This is a genomic window from Janthinobacterium sp. ROICE36, from assembly GCF_002869965.1.
Taxonomy (GTDB): domain Bacteria; phylum Pseudomonadota; class Gammaproteobacteria; order Burkholderiales; family Burkholderiaceae_D; genus Janthinobacterium.
In genome coordinates, this window is the sequence record NZ_PEBS01000092.1 from 1 (window position 1) to 20,129 (window position 20,129).

Here is a 20,129-nt window from a genome sequence, read left to right on the forward strand (position 1 = left end):
ATTACCTGAAAATCTACAACCACAACATTCCCCAGCGCGCCTTGGATAACGCAACACCGATTCAGGCGATGAAGAAATGGCAGGAGAAAAAGCCGGAATTATTCGTTAAACGCGTATATAACCAGGCAGGTCTTGACAGCTACCCACCGTGTGAAGGATCCCGCGAAGCGATCCAGCGTGCGCTCACGCTCAGCCCGGAACGGACCAGCGGCGACGATATCACCTATCCGATACGCCAGCTGGTCGAGGTGGCGGTGCGGGCACTATCGCCTGGCATCAACGACCCGCATACTGCCATGAGTGTGCTGGATCGCTTTGGCGCCGCGCTGTGCGAGATGGCGCCGCTGCAACTTCCCCGGGAACGCCACGGGCGGCAAGGGCGATGTGTGCTCACTGTGCCCGCGATTGATTACGAACAGCTTATCGGCGCGATGTTTCAATTGATACGCCAGAATGCGTCGGGCAACGCCAGCACCCTCGTGCATATGTTACGGGTACTGCTCTCGGTTGCCAGCTGCGAGCGATCCGCGGACAGGCTGCAAGCGTTAAAGCTGCACGCGGCCGTCATCGTCGGCGACGCGAAGCGCTCCGTGTCGACGCCTGCCGACCTGGTTGAGATCGATGCGCTCGCTATCGATTTGGAGCGAATGTGCACCCACGGCCCGACCTCGCTGCTACGATCAACGCAATCGACCTGCTAGGACTTCGGGATGCTAGACGTCTTCGCCGCCTGCTTGACGCTCACGGCCTTATTGGCCTACCTCAACCACCGCTTCGTTGGGCTGCCCCCAACCGTGGGCGTGATGGGTATCGCGCTGCTGCTGTCGATTGCGCTACTGATACTCGACGCAGTCGGCATCAGCACCTGGCACGACTACGAGCTCTCGCTGCTGCGCTCCATCGATTTTTCAGCGATTCTGATGCAAGGTATGCTGTCGCTACTGTTGTTCGCGGGCGCACTGCATGTTGACCTGCGCGCACTGCGGCGATATGGCTGGCAGGTTGGTCTGCTGGCGGTGGTCGGCACGATATGCTCAACCGTCTTGATCGGGGGGGCACTCTACTATTTACTGCCCATGACCGGTGTCAGTTTGCCCATGGCGTGGTGTATGGTGTTTGGCGCCTTGATCTCGCCGACCGATCCCATTTCCGTGATGGGCATCCTCAGTTCTGCGAAAGCGCCCGCCAGCCTTGAAATTGTCATTGCGGGGGAATCGCTGTTCAACGATGGCGTCGGCCTGGCCCTCTTCGTGCTGGCCATGTCCGCCATTGCCGATGCAACGCCTCCCAGCGCCACGGCGGCGGCTCGGCTCTTGTTGCGCGAAGCGGGGGGCGGGATCGCATTTGGCCTGGTGCTTGGCTACCTTAGCTTTGCCTTGATGTCCACCATCGACAGTTATCAGGAAGAGGTCCTAATCACGCTCGCGACGGTGCTGGGGGGCTATGCGCTCGCGAACCATCTCCATGTTTCAGGTCCGTTGGCGATGGTCGTCGCGGGCTTGATCGTGGGTAACCATGCACGCGCCGAGGCCATGTCCGACACCACCCGGGCCAATGTCGACATGTTTTGGCATTTGCTGGACGCGATACTGAACGCCGTGTTGTTCATGTTGGTTGGCCTGGAGATTGTTGTGGTGGAACGCTCCCCGAGCCTGGTACTGGCCAGCGCCACCGCCGTGGCCGTGACGCTCGCCGCGCGCTTTCTGTCGGTCGGCTTGCCGCTCCTGGTGCTGGGTAGGCGCGCGGGTCTGCCCACAGGTGCTTGGCAGGTCCTGACCTGGGGAGGGCTGCGTGGCGGGATTTCGGTGGCGCTCGCCTTGTCGCTGCCCGCCGGCCCCGAACAGGATCTGGTGCTGGCCTTAACCTATTCGATGGTGGTGTTTTCGATCCTTGGGCAAGGCTTGACTGTGGTCGCCGTGGTGCGGCGTTTTGTGCTCCGGCATAACTAGTGGCATTGTCACGACAAGTGCGCGCGCCACATCGCGCAAAAGGTATAGAGTAGAAGCCAGGTTTATTGATTTGCCAACGGGAACGTTGGCACTATTTATTCCCATATGCCTCCCATACTTCCACCAGGGACATTTGCCATGAATATACGCACGCTGCTATTCCTGCTCTTGCTCGGACTCATCGCGCTTTTTGCCGCCGTTAATTGGTCGTTGTTCGTTGCGCCGACGGCATTGTCGCTGATCGTGATGACCGTACATGCGCCACTGGGGCTGGTAATGCTGGCCATCGTGGCATTGCTGGGTCTGGCGGCCTTGGTCGTGGCAGGCCATTTAAAGACCGCGATGCTCATCGAGAACCATCGACATGCCAAGGAAATGCATGGGCTGCGCCACATCGCCGACGAGGCCGAGTCGTCGCGGCTGACCGCCTTGCGGCAATTCCTTGAAACGGAACTGGATCGGCAGGCGCATTTTGGAAAGACTCTTGAAACAACCTTGCTGCTCCGTCTGGGCGAAGTCGAGCAAAGTCTGCGCACGACTGTGGAGCAGACAGGCAACACGCTCGCGGCCTATCTGGGTGAGATCGATGATCGGCTGGAGAAATCCAGACTCGGCACGCCGGATTGAATCGTCGACACGTATTGGGAACTTGCGAAAATTGAATGCTTTGGCGAGCTTGCGCAAGCGCGCTCCGCCGTCACGAACGGGAGTGTACATCATGAATGGCGCTGTAGACTTGCATGAAATGGGGCAGAGCCTGTGGCTCGACAACATCACGCGTGGCCTGCTCGACGATGGCACGCTGGCGCGCTACCGGCGCGAACTGGCCGTCACCGGCCTGACCTCGAATCCGACCATCTACCAGCATGCGCTGTCCGGTACGGCATTTTACGACGCCGCCATCGCCGCCGGATCCGCCGCGGCCCAGAGCAGCGAGGCGTTGTTCTTCGAGTTGGCGTTGGAGGATCTGCGCCGCGCCGCCGACTTGTTCCTTCCCGACTTCGATGCGAGCAATGGCGCCGACGGCTGGGTGTCGCTGGAAGTGTCGCCGCTGCTGGCCAACGACACGGCGGCCACGATCCGCGTCGCGGGCGCGCTGCATGCGCAGGCCGCGCGGCCCAATCTGTTCATCAAGATCCCCGGAACACCGGCCGGCTTACCGGCCATCGAGGAATCGATCTTTGCCGGGGTGCCGGTTAATATCACGCTGCTGTTTTCATGCGAGCAGTACCAGGCTGCGGCCGAGGCCTATCTGCGTGGGGTCGAGCGCCGCATCGAGGCCGGCCTGGATCCCGCCGTGGGCTCGGTGGCCTCGCTGTTCATCAGTCGCTGGGACGTGGCCGTCGCAGGGCGGGTACCGGCCGCCCTGCGCAACACACTGGGCATCGCCGTGGCGCGCCAAACTTATCGCGCCTACCGCGAGTTGCTGGCGTCGCGCCGCTGGCGCGATCTGGCCGAAGCCGGCGCACGGCCGCAGCACTTGCTGTGGGCGTCCACTGGCACCAAGGACCCGCAGGCGCCCGATGTGATGTATCTGCAGGCGTTGGCCGCGCCCAACACGATCAACACGATTCCTGAAAAAACGCTGCTCGCTTTCGCCGACCATGGTGTGGTCAGCGGCAGCATGCCAGCCGACGGTGGCGACGCTGAAAAAGCGCTGGCCGCCTTCGGCGCCGCCGGCATTGATCTGGACGCGCTGGCGCGGCAGCTGCAGCAAGAGGGCGCCGATGCATTCAGCAAGTCGTGGAAGGCGCTGCTGGAGCTGGTCGATAGCAAGCGCGCGGCGCTGAGGGACGGCGCCTTGACGCGTACGCCGGAACCATGAGCGCGCCGCATCTGACCGGGCGTCCGGCGTGGAGGGCGCTCACAGAGCACCAGCGCAGCATCGGCGCGCTGCATCTGCGCCAACTGTTTGCCGACGACCCGCAGCGCGGAGAACGCCTAGTGGCCGAGGGTGCCGACCTGTACCTGGACTACGCCAAAAACCGGGTCACCGACGAGACCATGGTGCTGCTGCAGCAACTAGCGCGCGAGTGCGGCGTGGCCGAGCGCATCGCCGCGATGTTCGGTGGCGACCCGGTCAACAGCACCGAGCAGCGCGCCGCCTTGCACGTGGCGTTGCGGGCCCCGGTCGGCGAGCGCATCGTCACCCAAGGCGTGGACGTGGTGCCGCAGGTGCAGGCGGTGCTGGCCAGGATGGCCGCGTTCGCCGAGGCGGTGCGCAGCGGCACCTGGCGCGGCTACGACGGCCGTGCGATCCGCAACATCATCAATATCGGCATCGGCGGCTCCGACCTCGGTCCGGTGATGGCCTATGAGGCGCTGCGCCACTACAGCCGGCGCGACCTGCGTTTTGCCTTCGTCTCGAACGTGGACGGCAGCGACTTGGCCGAGGCGACGCGCGCCCTCGATCCGGGCGAGACGCTGTTCATCGTCTGTTCTAAGACCTTTGAGACGCTGGAGACGCTGACCAATGCGCAGGCGGCGCGAGCTTGGTGCCTGGCCCATTTCAAGGACGAGAAGGCGGTCATGCGCCATTTCGTCGCCGTCTCGACCAACGTCGAGGGCGTGGCGCGGTTTGGCATCGCTCCGGCCAATATGTTCGAATTCTGGGACTGGGTCGGCGGGCGCTACTCGACCGACTCGGCGATCGGCCTGTCAACCATGGTGGCGGTCGGCGAAGATCACTTCCGCGCCATGTTGGCCGGATTGCATGCGATGGACCAGCACTTTCGCCATGCGCCACCGCAACGCAATCTGCCGTTGCTGATGGCGTTGTTGGCGGTATGGAACACCAACTTCCTCGGCGTCGAGAGCGTCGCCGTGCTGCCCTATGCGCAATACCTGAATCGCTTCCCAGCCTATCTGCAGCAGCTGACGATGGAGAGCAACGGCAAGCACGTCACGCGCGCAGGTGCGCCAGTCGGGGTGGCGACCGCGCCGATCTGCTGGGGCGAGCCGGGCACCAACGGCCAGCATTCCTTCTACCAGCTGCTGCACCAGGGCACGCGCCTGGTCGCCTGCGATTTCATCGCATTTTGTCAAGCGCTCGATCCGCTTGGAGAGCAGCAGGACCTGCTGGTGGCGAACCTGCTGGCGCAAACCGAAGCGCTCGCCTTCGGCAGCGCCGACCATGCGGCGCAGCCGTGGCGCGCCTGTGCCGGCAACCGACCGAGCAACACCATCCTGGCGACGCGCCTGACGCCGCACACGCTGGGCCAGCTGATTGCGCTGTATGAGCACAGCGTGTTCGTGCAGGGCGTCATATGGGACATCGATTCCTTCGACCAGTGGGGCGTTGAGCTGGGCAAGGTGCAGGCGCAGCGCATCATCGGCGAACTGGCTCCGCAGGCGGAACCGGCGCTGGCGCACGACAGTTCGACTAACACGCTCATACGGCGCTACCGGCGGCAGCGGCATATATGAGACATCCACCGTCGCGCCGCATGTGCCCAGAAAGTACGCCATGAATATCCATCCATTGGCCGGACAGGTCGCGCCTTTAGCGATGCTGGTCGATGTGCCGCGCCTGGTGAGCATGTATTACACCAGCTTGCCCGACCCCGGGGTCGCCGCGCAAAGAGTGGCGTTCGGCACGTCCGGCCATCGTGGCTCTTCGTTCCAGACCAGCTTCAACGAGCGCCATGTGCTGGCCATCAGCCAGGCGATTTGCGAGTATCGCGCGCGCCAGGGAACCAGCGGCCCGCTGTACCTCGGTATCGATACCCATGCTCTGTCGGTGCCGGCCTGCGCCAGCGCGCTTGAGGTGCTGGCGGCCAACGGCGTGGACGTGATGCTGGCCATGCATGACGAATACACGCCGACGCCGGCGGTGTCTCTGGCGATCTTGATGCACAACTGCGGCCGCACGAGCTACCTGGCCGACGGCGTCGTCATCACGCCGTCGCACAATCCGCCCGATAATGGCGGTTTCAAGTACAACTCGGCTAATGGCGGGCCGGCTGACACCGACGTCACCGACTGGATCGGCAAGCGCGCCAACGCCTTCCTGGAATGCAACATGGCGGGCGTCAAGCGCATGCCGCTCGAACGCGCGCTACGCGCTGGCAACACCCACCGCTACGACTTCATGGGCGCCTATGTCGACCAGTTGGGCCAGGTGGTCGACCTGGCCCTGCTCGGACAGAGCGGCGTGCGCATGGGCGTCGACCCGCTCGGCGGCGCCGGCGTGCATTACTGGGCCCGCATCGCCGAGCAATACAAATTGGACTTGACGGTGGTGAGCGACGTGGTCGATCCGACTTTTCGCTTCATGACGCTGGACTGGGATGGCAAGATCCGCATGGATCCGTCGTCGTCGTACGCGATGCGGCGCCTGTTGGGGCTGCAGCAGCGCTTCGACGTCGCTTTTGCGTGCGACACCGACCACGACCGCCACGGCATCGTCACGCCGGGCGCCGGCTTGATGAAGCCTGATCACTACCTGGCCGTCGCCATCGATTACTTGTTCCGGCACCGGGCGCGCTGGGGCGCAGGCGCGGGAGTGGGCAAGACGGTGGTCAGCAGCAGCATCATCGATCGCGTCAGCGCGCGGCTCGCCCGGCCGCTGTTCGACGTGCCCGTCGGTTTTAAATGGTTCGCCGCCGGCCTGTACGACGGCGTGCTCGGCTTCGGCGGTGAGGAGAGCGCCGGCGCGGCTTTCCTGCGCATGGACGGCACGGTCTGGACCACCGACAAGGACGGCCTGATCGCAGCGCTGCTGGCCGGCGAAATCAAGGCCAGGACGGGGCGCGACCCTGGCCAGCTGTACCAGGAGCTGGCACGCGAATTTGGCGATCCGGTCGGCGACCGGGTCGAGGCGCCGGCCACGCCAGCGCAGAAGCAAGTGCTGGCCAGCCTGTCTCCACACCAGGTGACTGGCAAGCAGCTCGCCGGCGAACCCATCACCGAGGTGCTGACCAGGGCACCCGGCAACGATGAGATCATCGGTGGCGTCAAGGTGGTCACCGAGCATGGCTGGTTTGCGGCGCGGCCGTCCGGTACCGAGGACATCTACAAGATCTATGCGGAGAGCTTCAATGGCAAGGATCATCTGCGCCAGATCGTCCGCGAGGCGCAGGTAATGGTGGACGCGGCATTGGCCGCCGGCGACACGCCATAGCGGCGTGCCGCCGTGCGGGACTCAGGCCGCCTGGTGGCGTAGCAGGGCGCTCGCGCGCAGGCAGACATTATCGACTGTGAAGCCATACTTGGTCATCATCTCGTCGCCGGGGGCCGATGCGCCGAATGTGTCCACCGAAAGCACGTCACCGCGCTCGCCGACATAACGGTGCCAGCCCTGGGACACACCCGCTTCGATCGCCAAGCGCACCGGCATTCCAGGCGGCAGCACCGTGTTGCGATAGTCTTGCGGCTGGTCGTCGAACAATTCCCAGCTGGGCATGGAGACCACGCGCACCTGCACGTTTTGCAGCAGAAGCGCCTGTTGCGCCGCCAGCGCCAGGTTGACCTCGGAGCCACTGGCAATCAGGATCAGTTCTGGCTTGCCGTTGGCCGCCTCGGAAAGCACATACGCGCCGCGCAGCAATCCCGCAGCCGATGCGCATTGTGCACGGTCCAGCGTGGGCAGCGCTTGACGCGTGAGCGCCAGCACCACCGGGCACTCACGCGATTGCAGTGCCACCCGCCACGCATAGGCCGTTTCATTGGCGTCGGCGGGGCGGATCACGATCAGTTTCGGAATGGCGCGCAGGCTGGCCAGTTGTTCGACCGGCTGGTGCGTCGCGCCGTCCTCGCCGAGCGCGATGCTGTCATGCGTGAAGATGAACACCACGCGCAATCCCATCAGCGCGGCCAGCCGGATGGATGGCCGCATGTAGTCGGAAAAGACCAGGAAGGTGGCGCAGTACGGGATCGCGCCGCCGTGCGCGGCGATGCCGTTCGAGATCGCCGCCATCGCATGTTCGCGCACGCCGAAATGCAGGTTGCGCCCGGCATAGTCCCAAGGGCCGCCGTCGGCGCCCTGGTGGTCGGGCGCAACCAGGTCGTCCGGTTCGAAGTCACCCCTGTCCTTGAGCGCCGTGTAGGTCGACGGATCGAGGTCTGCCGATCCGCCGATTAGCGCCGGAACCAGCGCGGCGATGGCGTTCATGACTTTGCCAGAGGCCACCCGCGTGGCCATGCCCTTGGCGTCGGGCGCAAACTGCGGCATGCCGGCTTCCCAGCCGTCGGGTAGTGCGCAACCGCCTTCTGCCAGCAACTGATCGAGCGCCTCGGCCTGCTCCGGATACTGCTTGCGATAGGCTGCGAGGCGCAGTTGCCAGTCGGCGTGCTGCTCGCGGCCGCGCTGGCCAAGCCTGTGGAAATGGTCACGGACTTTTTCCGGCACGTGGAACGCCGGCTGCACTGGCCAGCCCAGCTTGAGTTTGGTCAGGCGCACATCCTCCAGGCCCAACGGCGAGCCGTGCGCTTCGAAGCTGTCCTGCTTGGGCGAGCCGTAGCCCAGGTGGGTGCGTACCAGGATCAGCGAAGGGCGGTCCGTCTCGGCACGCGCGGCGCGCAGCGCCCGCTCGACGGCGTCCAGGTCGTTGCCGTCGGCCAGCGTCTGGGTGTGCCAGCCATAGGCGGTGAAACGGGCGGCGCAGTCGTCGGTGAAGGTGATGTCGGTGCCGGCCGACAGCGTGACGCGGTTGTCGTCGTACAGGTAGATCAGTTTGCCCAGCCGCAGATGGCCGGCCAGCGAGGCCGCCTCCGCCGCCACCCCTTCCATCAGGTCTCCGTCACTGACCAGGGCATACGTATGGTGGTCGATCAGCGTATGGCCGTCGCGGTTGAAACGGGCAGCCAGGTTCGCCTCGGCGATGGCCATGCCGACGCCGTTGGCGAAGCCCTGGCCAAGCGGCCCCGTCGTGACCTCGACGCCGGGCGTCACGCCGCGCTCGGGATGGCCGGGCGTGATCGAACCCCACTGTCGAAACTGGCGCAGCTGCGCCATCGGCAGCGCGTAGCCGCTTAGGTGCAGTAGACTGTAAAGCAGCGCCGAGCCGTGCCCGGCCGACAGGACGAAGCGGTCGCGGTCGAACCAGTGCGGGGCGTCCGGATCGTGCTTGAGCAGTCGGGTCCACAGCACGTAGGCCATCGGTGCGGCGCCGAGCGGGAGTCCCGGATGGCCGCTGTTGGCTTGCTGAACGGTATCGACCGCGAGGAAGCGCAGGGCGTTGACACTGAGCAGATCCAGTGCGGGATCGGAAACCGATGCATTCATCTGGCAACTCCTTGTTGGTGTTTTGGTCATGCTCCGGCCTGGCGCGGAAACGCCTGGGCACCTTCAATGACTGTAGCAGTTGTCTTCGCCGCACACCGTGCGTTGAGCAACATAGCTTGCGTGTGCGACAGCGTACAGATGTTGGCGCGCATTGGGACTAAGGTAGCCTCATGATCGTACTTGACGACATGCCGCCAATGCACCTGATAACAGATCCGGACGCGCCGGTGCCGCAGGAGCAACTAATCTTGAACAGCCGCTAACGGTCCGAACCGAACCCCGACTATATCAAGGGATATTTGCGCTGCGTGCCACTCGACTGGCACGGCGCTGTATGGCATTTGCATGCAACGCGGCACGCCCGGGTTGTGGATGGACGGCCACCCGCAGTCCAGCCTGGCGCTGACACTGGCCGACGATGGCCGGGTGCACAACGTCGTCTTGCGCATCGCCGTTGGCGAGCGCGCCGGCGCTGAGGTGGCGCGGCTAAGTGATGATGGGGAGGCAGGCCATGGACAAAGCTGAAGGCATGGAGCGGTCGGACGCGCTGGTGGTTTTCGGCGCGACCGGCGACCTGGCCTACAAGAAGATTTTCCCGGCGCTGTATGCGCTGGCGCGGCGCGGCAAGCTCGACATACCGGTGATCGGCGTCGCCGCCAGCTGCTGGGACGAGGCGCAGTTTCGCCAGCGTGCCCGCGATAGCGTCGTCGCAGCCGGCCCGGTCGAGGACAGCAGCGCACTGGAGCGCATGCTTGCGCGCCTGCGCTATGTGAGAGGTGACTACCAGGACCCCGCCACCTTCAGCGCGCTCAAGTCCGCGCTTGGCTTGGCGCTGCGCTCGGCGCATTATCTGGCGATACCGCCGTCACTGTTCGAGATCGTCATAGGCGCCCTGGGCACAGCGGGACTGGCCGGGCAAGCGCGCGTTATCGTCGAAAAGCCGTTTGGCCGCGACCTGGCGTCGGCGCGCCGGCTCAATGCCGCCGCGCGCGCGGTGTTCCCGGAGGACGCGATTTTCCGCATCGATCACTTCCTGGCCAAGGAAGCGATCATGAACCTCCTTTACTTCCGCTTCGCAAACGCTTTTCTCGAGCCGATCTGGAACCGCAACTACGTGGCCAGCGTACAGGTGACCCTGGCCGAATCGTTCGGCGTAGAGGGGCGCGGCAACTTCTATGAGAGCGCCGGCTGCCTGCGCGACGTGATGCAGAACCACCTGTTCCAGATTGTGGCGCTGCTGGCCATGGAACCGCCCAGCTATCGCGGCTTTGGCGCAGTGCATGGCGAGACTGCGGACGTGCTGCGCGCCATGCGCCCGCTGGCACCGTGCGACATCGTGCGCGGCCAGTACCAGGACTACCGCGCCGAGCCGGGCGTGGCACCCGACTCCGACGTCGAGACTTACTGCGCGCTGCGCCTGCATATTGACTCGTGGCGCTGGAGCGGGGTGCCGTGGTATCTGCGCTCGGGAAAATGCCTGCCCGAGTCGGTGGCCGAGGTTGTGGTCTTGCTCAAGCCGCCGCCGCAGGCGCTGTTCGACGACACGGTGCTGGGCGCCGGCCCCACCAATTATCTGCGCTTCCGCCTCGCGCCCAATTCGGCGGTGGCGCTGGCGGCGCGCGTCAAGCGCACCGGCGAGCTGTTCGTCGGCGACCAGCGCGAGCTGTACTTGGTCGACGCGCATCCGAACGAGGAAACACCGTACGAACGTCTGCTTGGTGATGCGATGGCGGGCAGGGGAGGGTTGTTTGCGCGTGAGGACGCGGTGGAGGCGGCATGGGCGGTGGTCGATCCTGTGCTGGCCCAGCACGCCCGGGCCTTGTTTTACCCGCGCAACAGCTGGGGACCGTCGGAGGCCGACGCATTGATCGCCGCAGACGGTCATTGGTTCAACCCGGAGCCGGCCGTGCCGGCGCAGGCAACAGGGAGTGTCCAGTCATGAATCACACACTATTAAGCGCGACCGCGCGCCTGATGACGGCCGACGGCAAGGGATTGCTCGCGATGGACGAGAGCAATCCGACCTGCAACAAGCGATTCGCCGCGCTCGGCATCGCGCAGACCGAGGCGATGCGGCGCGCCTACCGCGACCTGATCGTGACCGCGCCGGGGCTGAGCGGCAGCATTGCCGGCGCCATCCTGTGTGACGAGACCATCGGCCAGCAGACCCTGGCTGGGGTGGCGTTCGCGCAGGCATTGGCCGACGCCGGCATCGTGCCCGGCATCAAGGTCGACGCTGGCGCCAAGCCGTTGGCCGGACATTCCGGCGAACTGGTGACCGAGGGGCTTGACGGCCTGCGCGAGCGCCTGGCCGCGTACTGGCAACTGGGCGCGCGCTTTGCCAAGTGGCGCGCGGTCATTACGATTGGTCACGGCTTGCCGGGGCGGGCCTGTATCGCGGCCAACGCGCACGCACTGGCGCGCTACGCGGCGCTGTGCCAGGAGGCTGGTCTGGTGCCTATCGTGGAACCCGAGGTGCTGATGGATGGCGAGCACACACTTGCCCACTGCGCCGCCGTGACCGAACGCGTACTGCAGGTGGTGTTCGCGCAGTTGCAGGAGCAGAGTGTACTGCTCGAAGGGCTGGTTCTCAAGCCGAACATGGTGCTACCGGGACTCGCTTGCACACAACAGGAAGGCGCCGGCGTCATCGCCGACACCACCGTGCGCTGCCTGCTGCGCACGGTCCCGGCCGCGGTTCCGGCGATCGCTTTCCTGTCGGGTGGGCAAGCGCCAGAGCAGGCGTCGGAGCGGCTCAATGCCATGCACGTGGGGCGCGCTGCGGTGCCTTGGGCGCTGACGTTCTCTTTCGCGCGGGCGATCCAGCAACCGGCGCTGGCCTTGTGGCGCGGTCAGGACGCGAACGTAGCTGCGGCGCAGCGCGCGCTGGTTCATCGTGCTAACTGCAATGGCGCTGCGCGCGACGGCCGCTACAGCGCCGCGATGGAAGGCGAGGGCACCTAGCACACCATGGGACAGAAGCAAAAAGGCGCTGCGCTGTGGCGCCATCTAATCCGCCGGGGGGCGCATGAGCTTCACCTTGCTGCCTGGCATCGACATTGACGGTCAGGCCCAGGGTTGGGCCTTCCTGACCGACTTGCAGCGTAATTCTTTTGGCTACTTCCTGCAGGAGGTCAGCGCCAAGACAGGTCTGGCGCGCGACAAGACGCGGCCGCACTGGCCTGCCAGTATCGCGGCCACCGGCCTGGCGTTGACAACCTATCCGATCGGTGTGGAGCGCGGCTGGATGTCGCGCGCGCTCGCGCTCGAACGCACGCTGACGACGCTGCAATTCCTGGCCGTCAGCAAGCAGGGTGGCGCAGCGGACGCGAGCGGCCACCACGGTTTCTTCTACCATTTTTTGGATATCGACAGTGGCAAGCGGGTCTGGGACTGCGAGCTGTCGAGCATTGATACCGCGCTGCTGATCGCCGGCGTGCTGACGGCGGCAGCTTATTTTCAGGCCGATACGGACGACGAGGCGCAAGTGCGCAGCCTGGCCGACCGCCTCTACCGACGGGTCGACTGGAACTGGATGTGCCATGGCGGCGAACTGGTGTGTCACGGCTGGACGCCGGAAGGCGGCTTTTTGCCGTGGCACTGGGAGGGCTATGACGAGGCGTTGATCCTGTATGTGCTCGCGCTGGGCTCGCCGACTCACCCGGTCGCGCCAGCCTCTTATGCGGCCTGGCTGCGCAGCTACGAGTGGCGCGACATCTATGGCATCGAGCTTCTCTATGCCGGCGCGCTGTTCATCCATCAGATGTCGCACATCTGGATCGATTTTCGCGGTATTGCCGACAGCTTTATGCGCGCGCGCGGCATCGATTATTTTGAGAACAGCCGGCGCGCCACGCAGGTCCAGCAACAATATGCGATGCGCAACCCGCTCAACTTCGATCAGTACGGACAGTTTTGCTGGGGCTTTACGGCCTGCGACGGTCCAGGCGCGGTGAGCCGAAAAATAGACGGCATCGAGCGTACCTTCTACGGCTACGTGGCGCGCGGCGCGCCGTATGGGCCAGACGACGGCACGCTGGCCCCATGGGCGGTGGTGGCCAGCCTGCCGTTTGCGCCCGACATCGTGCTGCCGACCATACATGCTTTCGCCAAGCGCCGCCTGCATGAGGCCAATCCCTACGGTTTCAAAGCGTCGTTTTGCCCGACATTCGGGGAGGGCAGCGGCGTGTGCAGGGAAGCGGGCTGGGTTTCTCCCTACCATTTCGGCATCAATGAGGGGCCGACTGTGGTCATGATCGAGAACTACCGCAGTGACCTGGTCTGGCGTTTGCTGCGCCAGTGTCCGCCCATCATCTGTGGCCTGCGCCAGGCCGGTTTCGACGGTGCCTGGCTGGCGACGGCGACATTGCGAAACGAACGCATGGCATCGCGGTGATCGTGCTATAACAATTATTCGGCGTGATAAGTCAACGAGGGTGTCGTGCCGGTGAGCAACGAACCCACAAGGAGAATGGCCAGATGAATACGCCCGCGCTCACGCCCGACCTACTTCGAAAAATGAACGCGTACTGGCGCGCCGCCAACTACCTGTCCGTAGGCCAGATCTACCTGTACGATAACCCGCTGCTGCGCCGGCCTCTGGCCCTGGCCGATGTCAAGCACATGCTGCTGGGCCACTGGGGTACCACGCCAGGTCAGAATTTCATCTACGTGCACCTGAACCGCGTCATCAAGCAATACGACCTGAACATGATCTATGTGTCCGGCCCCGGCCACGGCGGCCCGGCCCTAGTCGGCAACACCTATCTGGAAGGGAGCTACAGCGAGATATATCCCGACATCAGCCAGGACGAGGCCGGTCTGCAAAAGCTATTTCGCCAGTTCTCTTTTCCCGGCGGGATACCAAGCCATGTGTCGCCCGAATGTCCCGGTTCGATCCACGAGGGCGGTGAGCTCGGCTATTCACTCAGTCATTCCTTCGGCGCCGTGTTCGACAATCCGGACCTGGTCGTCGCCTGCGTGATCGGTGACGGCGAGGCCGAAACCGGTCCGCTGGCGACCGCCTGGCATTCGAATAAATTCCTCGACCCGGTTGACGATGGCGCGGTGCTGCCCATACTGCACTTGAATGGCTATAAAATTTCGAATCCAACCTTGCTAGCACGTATTCCGCGCGCCGAACTCGAACAACTGTTGCGCGGCTATGGCTGGACGCCGCTGTTCGTAGAGGGCCATGAACCCGAGCCAATGCACCAGGCGATGGCGGCCGCGCTTGACACGGCCATCACGCAAATACGCCAGTTTCAATTGCAAGCGCGCAGCGGTGCCAGTGGCGAACGGCCGCGCTGGCCGATGATCGTGCTCAATTCGCCCAAGGGGTGGACCGGTCCAAAGCGCGTGGATGGCCATAAGGTCGAAGGTAGCGTTCACTCGCACCAAGTGCCTATCTCGGTGTCGGCCACAGCGCCGCCAGAACATCTGCAATTGCTGGCCGACTGGTTACACAGCTACCGGCCGCAGGAGTTGTTCGATGCGCAAGGCCGGTTGCTACCGGAACTCGCCGCGCTGGCGCCGAGCGGCACCCGCCGCATGGGCGCCAACCCGCACGCCAACGGTGGCCTGTTACTGAGATCGCTGCACATGCCCGACGTTCGCGAGTATGCGGTTGCGGTGCCGGTGCCCGGCATACCGGGCATCGGCGACACCCACGTGCTGGGACGTTTCCTACGCGACGTGATCGCGCTCAACGAAACGCCGCGCAATTTCCGCCTGTTCGGACCCGACGAGACGCTGTCGAATGGCCTGGAGGCGGTGTTCGAGGTCACAGCGCGCCAATGGAACGCTGAACTGCGCGACGACGATGAATGGCTTGCGCAACGCGGGCGCATCATGGAAATGCTCAGTGAGCACCAGTGCGAAGGCTGGCTCGAAGGCTATCTGCTGACCGGCCGCCACGGCCTGTTCAACTGCTACGAGGCGTTCATCCACATCATCGACTCAATGTTCAACCAGCACGCCAAATGGCTGAAGGTATCGGCGGGCCTGGCGTGGCGCCCCAGGATCGCCTCGCTCAATTACCTGCTGGCCTCCCACGTCTGGCGCCAGGACCACAACGGTTTCACCCACCAGGACCCCGGTTTCATCGACCATGTGGTTAACAAGAAAGCCGAAGTGGTACGCGTCTACCTGCCGCCGGACGCCAATTGCCTGCTGTCGGTGATGGACCATTGCCTGCGCAGCCGCCATTATGTGAATGTGGTGGTGGCCGGCAAGCACCCGGCGCCGCAATGGCTGGATATGGAAGCGGCGGCGCGCCACTGCGCCGATGGTATCGGCATCTGGCAGTGGGCCAGTAATGACCAGGGCGTTGCGCCCGACCTGGTGATGGCCTGCTGTGGCGACGTGCCCACGCTGGAGGCGCTGGCTGCGGTCGCGTTGCTGCGCGCGCAGCTGCCCGAACTGAAGATACGCTTGGTCAATGTGGTTGACCTGATGCGTCTGCAGCCGCAGTCCGAGCATCCGCATGGCTTGAGCGATCGCGATTTCGACGAGTTGTTTACCACTGACAAGCCGGTGATCTTCGCCTTCCACGCTTATCCGTGGTTGATCCACCGGCTGACCTATCGCCGCGGCAACCACCGCAATATTCACGTCCGCGGCTACAAGGAGGAGGGCACCGTGACTACCCCGTTCGATATGACGGTGCTCAACGAGCTCGATCGCTTCCATCTGGCGATGGATGCGATCGACCGGCTGCCCCAGACCGGCGAGGCGGGGCTATCCCTGAAGCGACAGTTCAAGGACAAGCTGGCCGAACACCGGCGCTACATTACGCTGCACGGTCAGGACATGCCGGAAATACGCGAATGGACGTGGGGCGCGGCGCTGGACGCGCGGAGCGACTGCAAATAGCTGTTTTTCAGCTATGATGCGCCCATGTTCCAATAGCGCCCCGCCTCCCAATACCGCGCAAGCGCCCGAGCCTGTGACGTCAACCAGCGTACTGCGCCAGTTCCGTGTGCTATTCAACGCCGTGCGCTGCCATTTAAGGCGTCGACTCTGATCTGGCCACTTTCCGTAATGGCGTCATCATCGTTGTGCTGTCGGTGTTCGTGGTTTAGATGGGCAAGCGGACCAACCCCTCTGGAGCTTTCGTCGAAAACTTGGCTGTTCCTTGGATTATCTGGCCTTGCTACTGGCGCGTCTTGGGTGTGTTACTTTTGGGCACTCAAGATAGGAGATGCATCTAAGGTCGCACCGGTTGACAAGCTCAGTCTCGTTCTGGTGGCTGTGTTTGCGTGTGCGTTCTTGGACGAACCCTGTCGCTCCTCCAATGAGTGCAGTAGGAGCGAACAGGGAAAGCGGAAAAATCGGGCCCTAAGCTAAATCAGGTGCTGTTACCGCGAGTATCAGACTGCACGAAACGGCAAACAGGGTAAGGCCAGAAATATCACATAAGCGAAAAAGTCATAAAGGATGGCCTGCTTATGATCTCCGAATCTGGGGCACCGGGATTCGTCTAAAAATCCTCAATAACGGCTGCAAGCCGTTAACTTCGTGACGCCGTTTCAAGTTGCAGAACAACTCAATGTAATCCAAGTTAAGCACTGTTGACGCGGCCGTTGGCATTCTGTGCTCCATCGACCGGTTGAAATCAACGTCTGGTAACACACAGACGCATTGATCGCGAGCGCCTACCATCATATCTTGCATCTGATGTCTTGCATCTGATGTCTTGGCGCCAACACCCCACACCGCCATCCGACTCGGATGCTTCAATTATCAGGTTATTGGGGCACCTGCGGGAGTTGCCATGATGCATGATTTTCTAGTTAAAAACCGGGCCGAACTTGAGCGGCGTTGTCGTGAGAAAGTTTCAGATCGCCCCAATAGAGCACCGAACCAGCAACAGTTGGAACAAGGTATTCCAATGTTCTTAGACCAGATCATACGGACTCTGCAAGCGGAGTGCCGAGGGGCTGGGGCCGAAGCTATCGCCGTGTCAGGTCCTTCGTCCGGCGATCCTGAGCGTCACGCCGAAGTGGGCGTCTCGGCTGCCATTCATGGCGCTGATCTCTTGAAATTGGGATATACGATCAACGAGGTAGTTCATGACTACGGTGACCTTTGTCAAGCCATAACCGATCTTTCGATTGACCTCAACGAGAAATTTAGCATCGACGAGTTTCGAACGCTCAATCGTTGTCTGGACAACGGCATAGCTGATGCCGTGACCGCCTTTAGCGAGCATCGTGACCTAGTGATTGCCGACGGGCAAGCGTTGGAGAACAATGAACGCTTGGGCTTTTTTGCTCATGAACTGCGCAATCACCTGAACACGGCAATGCTCGCACTGGCGGCAATCAAGTCGGGCAAAGTTGGCTTGGTCGGCCCCACCGGAAGCGTGCTTGATCGCAGCTTGGTTGGTCTGCGAGGACTGATTGACCGCTCGCTCGCTGAGGTCCGCATCGGCCCGGGAATGATCTTGCATCGATCTGACTTCAGCCTTGCGAGCTTTATCGGCCAGATAAGTTACTCGGCTAAATTGGAAGCAGAATTGCTGAGCTGTGGTTTTCACGTTGAGCAAATATCCTCGACGCTGATGGTCGATGCGGACAAGGACTTGCTCTTTTCGGCAGTCGGAAATCTGCTGCAAAACGCGTTCAAATTTAGTGGGAAAGATGGGGTAGTCAACCTCAGCGCTGGCGGTGGGTCGGACACAATCCGGATCAAAGTTAAGGATAGTGGACCTGGGCTGAGCGAGGAAGACGCGCGGGACATGTTTTTGCCATTCACGCAAAGCGGGGCCAACAAGAGCGGGCTCGGACTTGGACTGTCCATTGCCCGACGAAGTATCGAGGCGAATGGCGGGACGCTAACGTGCCAAAGCAAGCTCGGCGAAGGTTGCTTATTCATTATCGAGTTGCCATTTAACTCGGGGTCGATAGATACATCTAGCTCATAATCATGGCCATTGCAGCAGCGATGATCCAGCGCACTTCGTGGCCATTGCAATATAGCAACAGAAGCGTATCTATCGATGCCCGCTTTGGGGCGTAAGTCGGCCTGTCCACGTAAGCATAATTTCATTTGCAGCTGGCGTGAGGTCGTTGGGATGGAATGCAAGCGGCCGCCGTCAATTGCCAGATCACCGATTATTCTAACTCGGTCTGGCGCGCCGCACAGATGGATCCGATTGAGGCATTAAGGCATGAATAGCATCAAGCGCGCTTCCTCGGCGATCATCCATTGTTCGTCGGTGCGGATAATAAGCACTTTTACGGCGCTGGCATCGGCAGAGATCACGGCGGCATTGATCAGGTTGCTCGGTTCGTCGATGCGAACACCAATGTGCGCCAAACCGGCGCAGATCCGGGCACGCGCCGCAGCCGAGTTTTCCCCTATTCCACCAGTAAATATAAGTGTGTCGACTCCGTCGATGGCGCCCGCCATCGCGCAAATCGCTTTGCGGGCTTGATAGCAGAACAAGGCGACCGCTTCGGCGGCATGCGCATCGCCAGGGGCATCGGACAACAGTTGGCGTAGATCGCCGCTAGTGCCGGACACACCTAACAGACCGGATTCATGATTAACCATGTGATTGAACTGGGCCGGCGTCATCTGGTCCTTGCGGGAACAATACCATGCGATACCGGGGTCGAGATCACCGGAGCGGCTCCCCATTGGGATACCGCCGGCCGGCGTCAAACCCATGGTCGTGTCGCGTCCCTGTCCCCCCTCCACAGCGGTAATGCTGGCGCCGCCCCCCAAGTGCGCGAGAACGACTTTGCCTGCGGCAGCCTGCGTGTCAACCAGATTGGCGAGTTGCTTCATCAGGTAAGCACATGAAAGACCGTGGAAGCCAAAGCGTCTGATACCCGCATCGTAGTACCGACGGGGAATCGGTATTATGCTCGCCACCGGCGGCATCGCCGAATGAAAGGCACTGTCGAAGCAGGCGATCTGGGCCACGCCCGGAAAATTCCGGTGCAGCTCTTCGATGAGATGGAGCTCCTGCGGCAAATGATCTGGGTCTGCCGTCACCGAATCGTAGAGCGAAGCGAGCAATGCCTTGTCGATCGGCCGGCTCGGCGCGCGGTGCGCCCCGCCATGTACCACCCGGTGTGCAATGGCGGCAAGCGAGGATGGCGCGAGCCGTTCGACCAGCCATTCCATGAGCACTTCCACCGCAGTGACCCGGTCGGGAATGGCAAACGTGCGTTCGAGCGCATCGGTGCTGGCGTCACCGTGCACAATGAAGCAACTATGGATGCTCCCGAAGTCGCGGATTTCGCCATTGAAGACCGGCGTGAGCGCGGCATTGAGCTTGAACAGGCCGAACTTGATGCTGCAAGAGCCGGCATTGATTGCCAGGATATGCGTCTCGCCGGGGATGACCATGGGGTTTCCTCATCGTGAAAGTAGGACACACCACACCGAATGTGACGGGAAATCGTCAAGGCGGGCGATTCAACCTTAGCACTTATCGCCTTGCTAGCGCGCGCAATACGATGCCCGGCGCACGCTCTGCACTGTGCAGTGTGCGTAAACGAACAGATAAGGCGGCGCTTTGGGCATAAGCCTGGTGAATCCGCTGTCCAATCGCCCAGTGCCGTTCCCAGGGTCTGAGAAAACATGATGGTTACTCAATAGAGGGGCGGCCGGGACTCGTGTAAAATTCCCAACACCCAATCTAACCACATGATTTATTGTAGGATTCTGGTTCTATAGTTCATCGGCGGCACGATTCTTTCCAGATCGAGCGTGTAATCGCCGTAACGGTTGATGTGCTCTGTTCTATACGGTGCCAGCCCGGCCAGGATTTCTTCATTGATAGGTAACCCTTCCCCCTGCATTTCTTTCAAGGTATAGTGGATCCCGAATCTGAGACGATGGTTTAAGCTGTGGTCCGTGAAAGGATGACAGCAAATGAGTGAAGGTAAAAAACGTCGGGTACACACGGCCGAGTTCAAGGCGAAGGTCGGTCTGGAGGC

16 protein-coding genes and 1 pseudogene are annotated in these 20,129 nt (G+C 62.5%); 14 read left to right on the plus strand and 3 right to left on the minus strand.

Translation table 11 applies throughout. The features are described from left to right. The 7 genes and pseudogenes from CSZ94_RS28955 to pgm all read left to right on the plus strand — a co-directional run. Positions 1-137, plus strand: a pseudogene (locus CSZ94_RS28955) (IS481 family transposase); the annotation flags it as partial. 33 nt (positions 138-170) lie between these two features. Further along, positions 171-701, plus strand: a complete 531-nt coding sequence (locus tag CSZ94_RS28165) for a DUF2254 domain-containing protein (RefSeq protein WP_258001179.1) — start codon at positions 171-173, stop codon at positions 699-701. Between the two features lie 9 nt (positions 702-710). Then, positions 711-1,949 carry a cation:proton antiporter gene (locus CSZ94_RS24470; RefSeq protein ID WP_102123903.1) on the plus strand — a complete coding sequence of 413 codons (1,239 nt, stop codon included), beginning with the start codon at positions 711-713 and terminating at the stop codon, positions 1,947-1,949. A gap of 138 nt (positions 1,950-2,087) precedes the next feature. Continuing rightward, on the plus strand, positions 2,088-2,576 hold the full coding sequence (locus CSZ94_RS24475) for a Signal transduction histidine kinase (RefSeq protein WP_102123904.1): 489 nt from the start codon (positions 2,088-2,090) through the stop codon (positions 2,574-2,576). 91 nt (positions 2,577-2,667) lie between these two features. Beyond that, positions 2,668-3,774: a transaldolase gene (gene tal, locus CSZ94_RS24480; RefSeq protein ID WP_102123913.1), complete on the plus strand. Its 1,107-nt coding sequence runs from the start codon at positions 2,668-2,670 to the stop codon at positions 3,772-3,774. Continuing rightward, on the plus strand, positions 3,771-5,375 hold the full coding sequence (gene pgi, locus CSZ94_RS24485; RefSeq protein WP_102123905.1) for a glucose-6-phosphate isomerase: 1,605 nt from the start codon (positions 3,771-3,773) through the stop codon (positions 5,373-5,375). The genes tal and pgi overlap by 4 nt, the downstream gene beginning before the upstream one ends. 40 nt (positions 5,376-5,415) lie before the next feature. Next, positions 5,416-7,071 carry a phosphoglucomutase (alpha-D-glucose-1,6-bisphosphate-dependent) gene (pgm, locus tag CSZ94_RS24490; RefSeq protein ID WP_102123906.1) on the plus strand — a complete coding sequence of 552 codons (1,656 nt, stop codon included), beginning with the start codon at positions 5,416-5,418 and terminating at the stop codon, positions 7,069-7,071. Positions 7,072-7,092: 21 nt separating this feature from the next. Here the strand turns inward: pgm and tkt are convergent, their stop codons facing one another. Beyond that, positions 7,093-9,174: a transketolase gene (tkt, locus tag CSZ94_RS24495; protein ID WP_102123907.1), complete on the minus strand. Its 2,082-nt coding sequence runs from the start codon at positions 9,172-9,174 to the stop codon at positions 7,093-7,095. Between the two features lie 345 nt (positions 9,175-9,519). Here tkt and CSZ94_RS24500 point away from each other — a divergent pair, with 345 nt between their 5' ends. The 7 genes from CSZ94_RS24500 (at position 9,520) to CSZ94_RS24530 (ending at position 18,100) form a co-directional block, all read left to right on the plus strand. Beyond that, a complete protein-coding gene (locus tag CSZ94_RS24500; RefSeq protein WP_102123908.1) occupies positions 9,520-9,699 on the plus strand; it encodes a hypothetical protein in 180 nt (59 codons plus the stop codon). Beyond that, the gene (gene zwf, locus CSZ94_RS24505) at positions 9,686-11,116 is read left to right on the plus strand and encodes a glucose-6-phosphate dehydrogenase (RefSeq protein WP_180977612.1); all 1,431 of its coding nucleotides are present in this window, start codon (positions 9,686-9,688) and stop codon (positions 11,114-11,116) included. Before CSZ94_RS24500 ends, zwf begins: the two co-directional genes overlap by 14 nt. Beyond that, on the plus strand, positions 11,113-12,138 hold the full coding sequence (locus CSZ94_RS24510) for a class I fructose-bisphosphate aldolase (protein WP_102123909.1): 1,026 nt from the start codon (positions 11,113-11,115) through the stop codon (positions 12,136-12,138). The genes zwf and CSZ94_RS24510 overlap by 4 nt, the downstream gene beginning before the upstream one ends. 64 nt (positions 12,139-12,202) lie before the next feature. Beyond that, positions 12,203-13,570 carry a glucoamylase family protein gene (locus CSZ94_RS24515; protein WP_102123910.1) on the plus strand — a complete coding sequence of 456 codons (1,368 nt, stop codon included), beginning with the start codon at positions 12,203-12,205 and terminating at the stop codon, positions 13,568-13,570. A gap of 83 nt (positions 13,571-13,653) precedes the next feature. Continuing rightward, the gene (locus CSZ94_RS24520) at positions 13,654-16,047 is read left to right on the plus strand and encodes a phosphoketolase family protein (RefSeq protein WP_102123911.1); all 2,394 of its coding nucleotides are present in this window, start codon (positions 13,654-13,656) and stop codon (positions 16,045-16,047) included. A 168-nt stretch (positions 16,048-16,215) separates the two neighbouring features. Then, positions 16,216-16,521: an EamA family transporter gene (locus CSZ94_RS29450; RefSeq protein WP_258001178.1), complete on the plus strand. Its 306-nt coding sequence runs from the start codon at positions 16,216-16,218 to the stop codon at positions 16,519-16,521. A 427-nt stretch (positions 16,522-16,948) separates the two neighbouring features. After that, positions 16,949-18,100, plus strand: a complete 1,152-nt coding sequence (locus tag CSZ94_RS24530) for a sensor histidine kinase (protein ID WP_180977613.1) — start codon at positions 16,949-16,951, stop codon at positions 18,098-18,100. Between the two features lie 239 nt (positions 18,101-18,339). Here the strand turns inward: CSZ94_RS24530 and CSZ94_RS24535 are convergent, their stop codons facing one another. Both CSZ94_RS24535 and CSZ94_RS28355 read right to left on the minus strand, forming a co-directional pair. Then, the gene (locus CSZ94_RS24535) at positions 18,340-19,536 is read right to left on the minus strand and encodes an acetate/propionate family kinase (RefSeq protein WP_102123912.1); all 1,197 of its coding nucleotides are present in this window, start codon (positions 19,534-19,536) and stop codon (positions 18,340-18,342) included. A 305-nt stretch (positions 19,537-19,841) separates the two neighbouring features. Next, positions 19,842-20,129: Tn3 family transposase (locus CSZ94_RS28355; protein WP_146009891.1), on the minus strand; the 288-nt coding region annotated here is incomplete at its 5' end.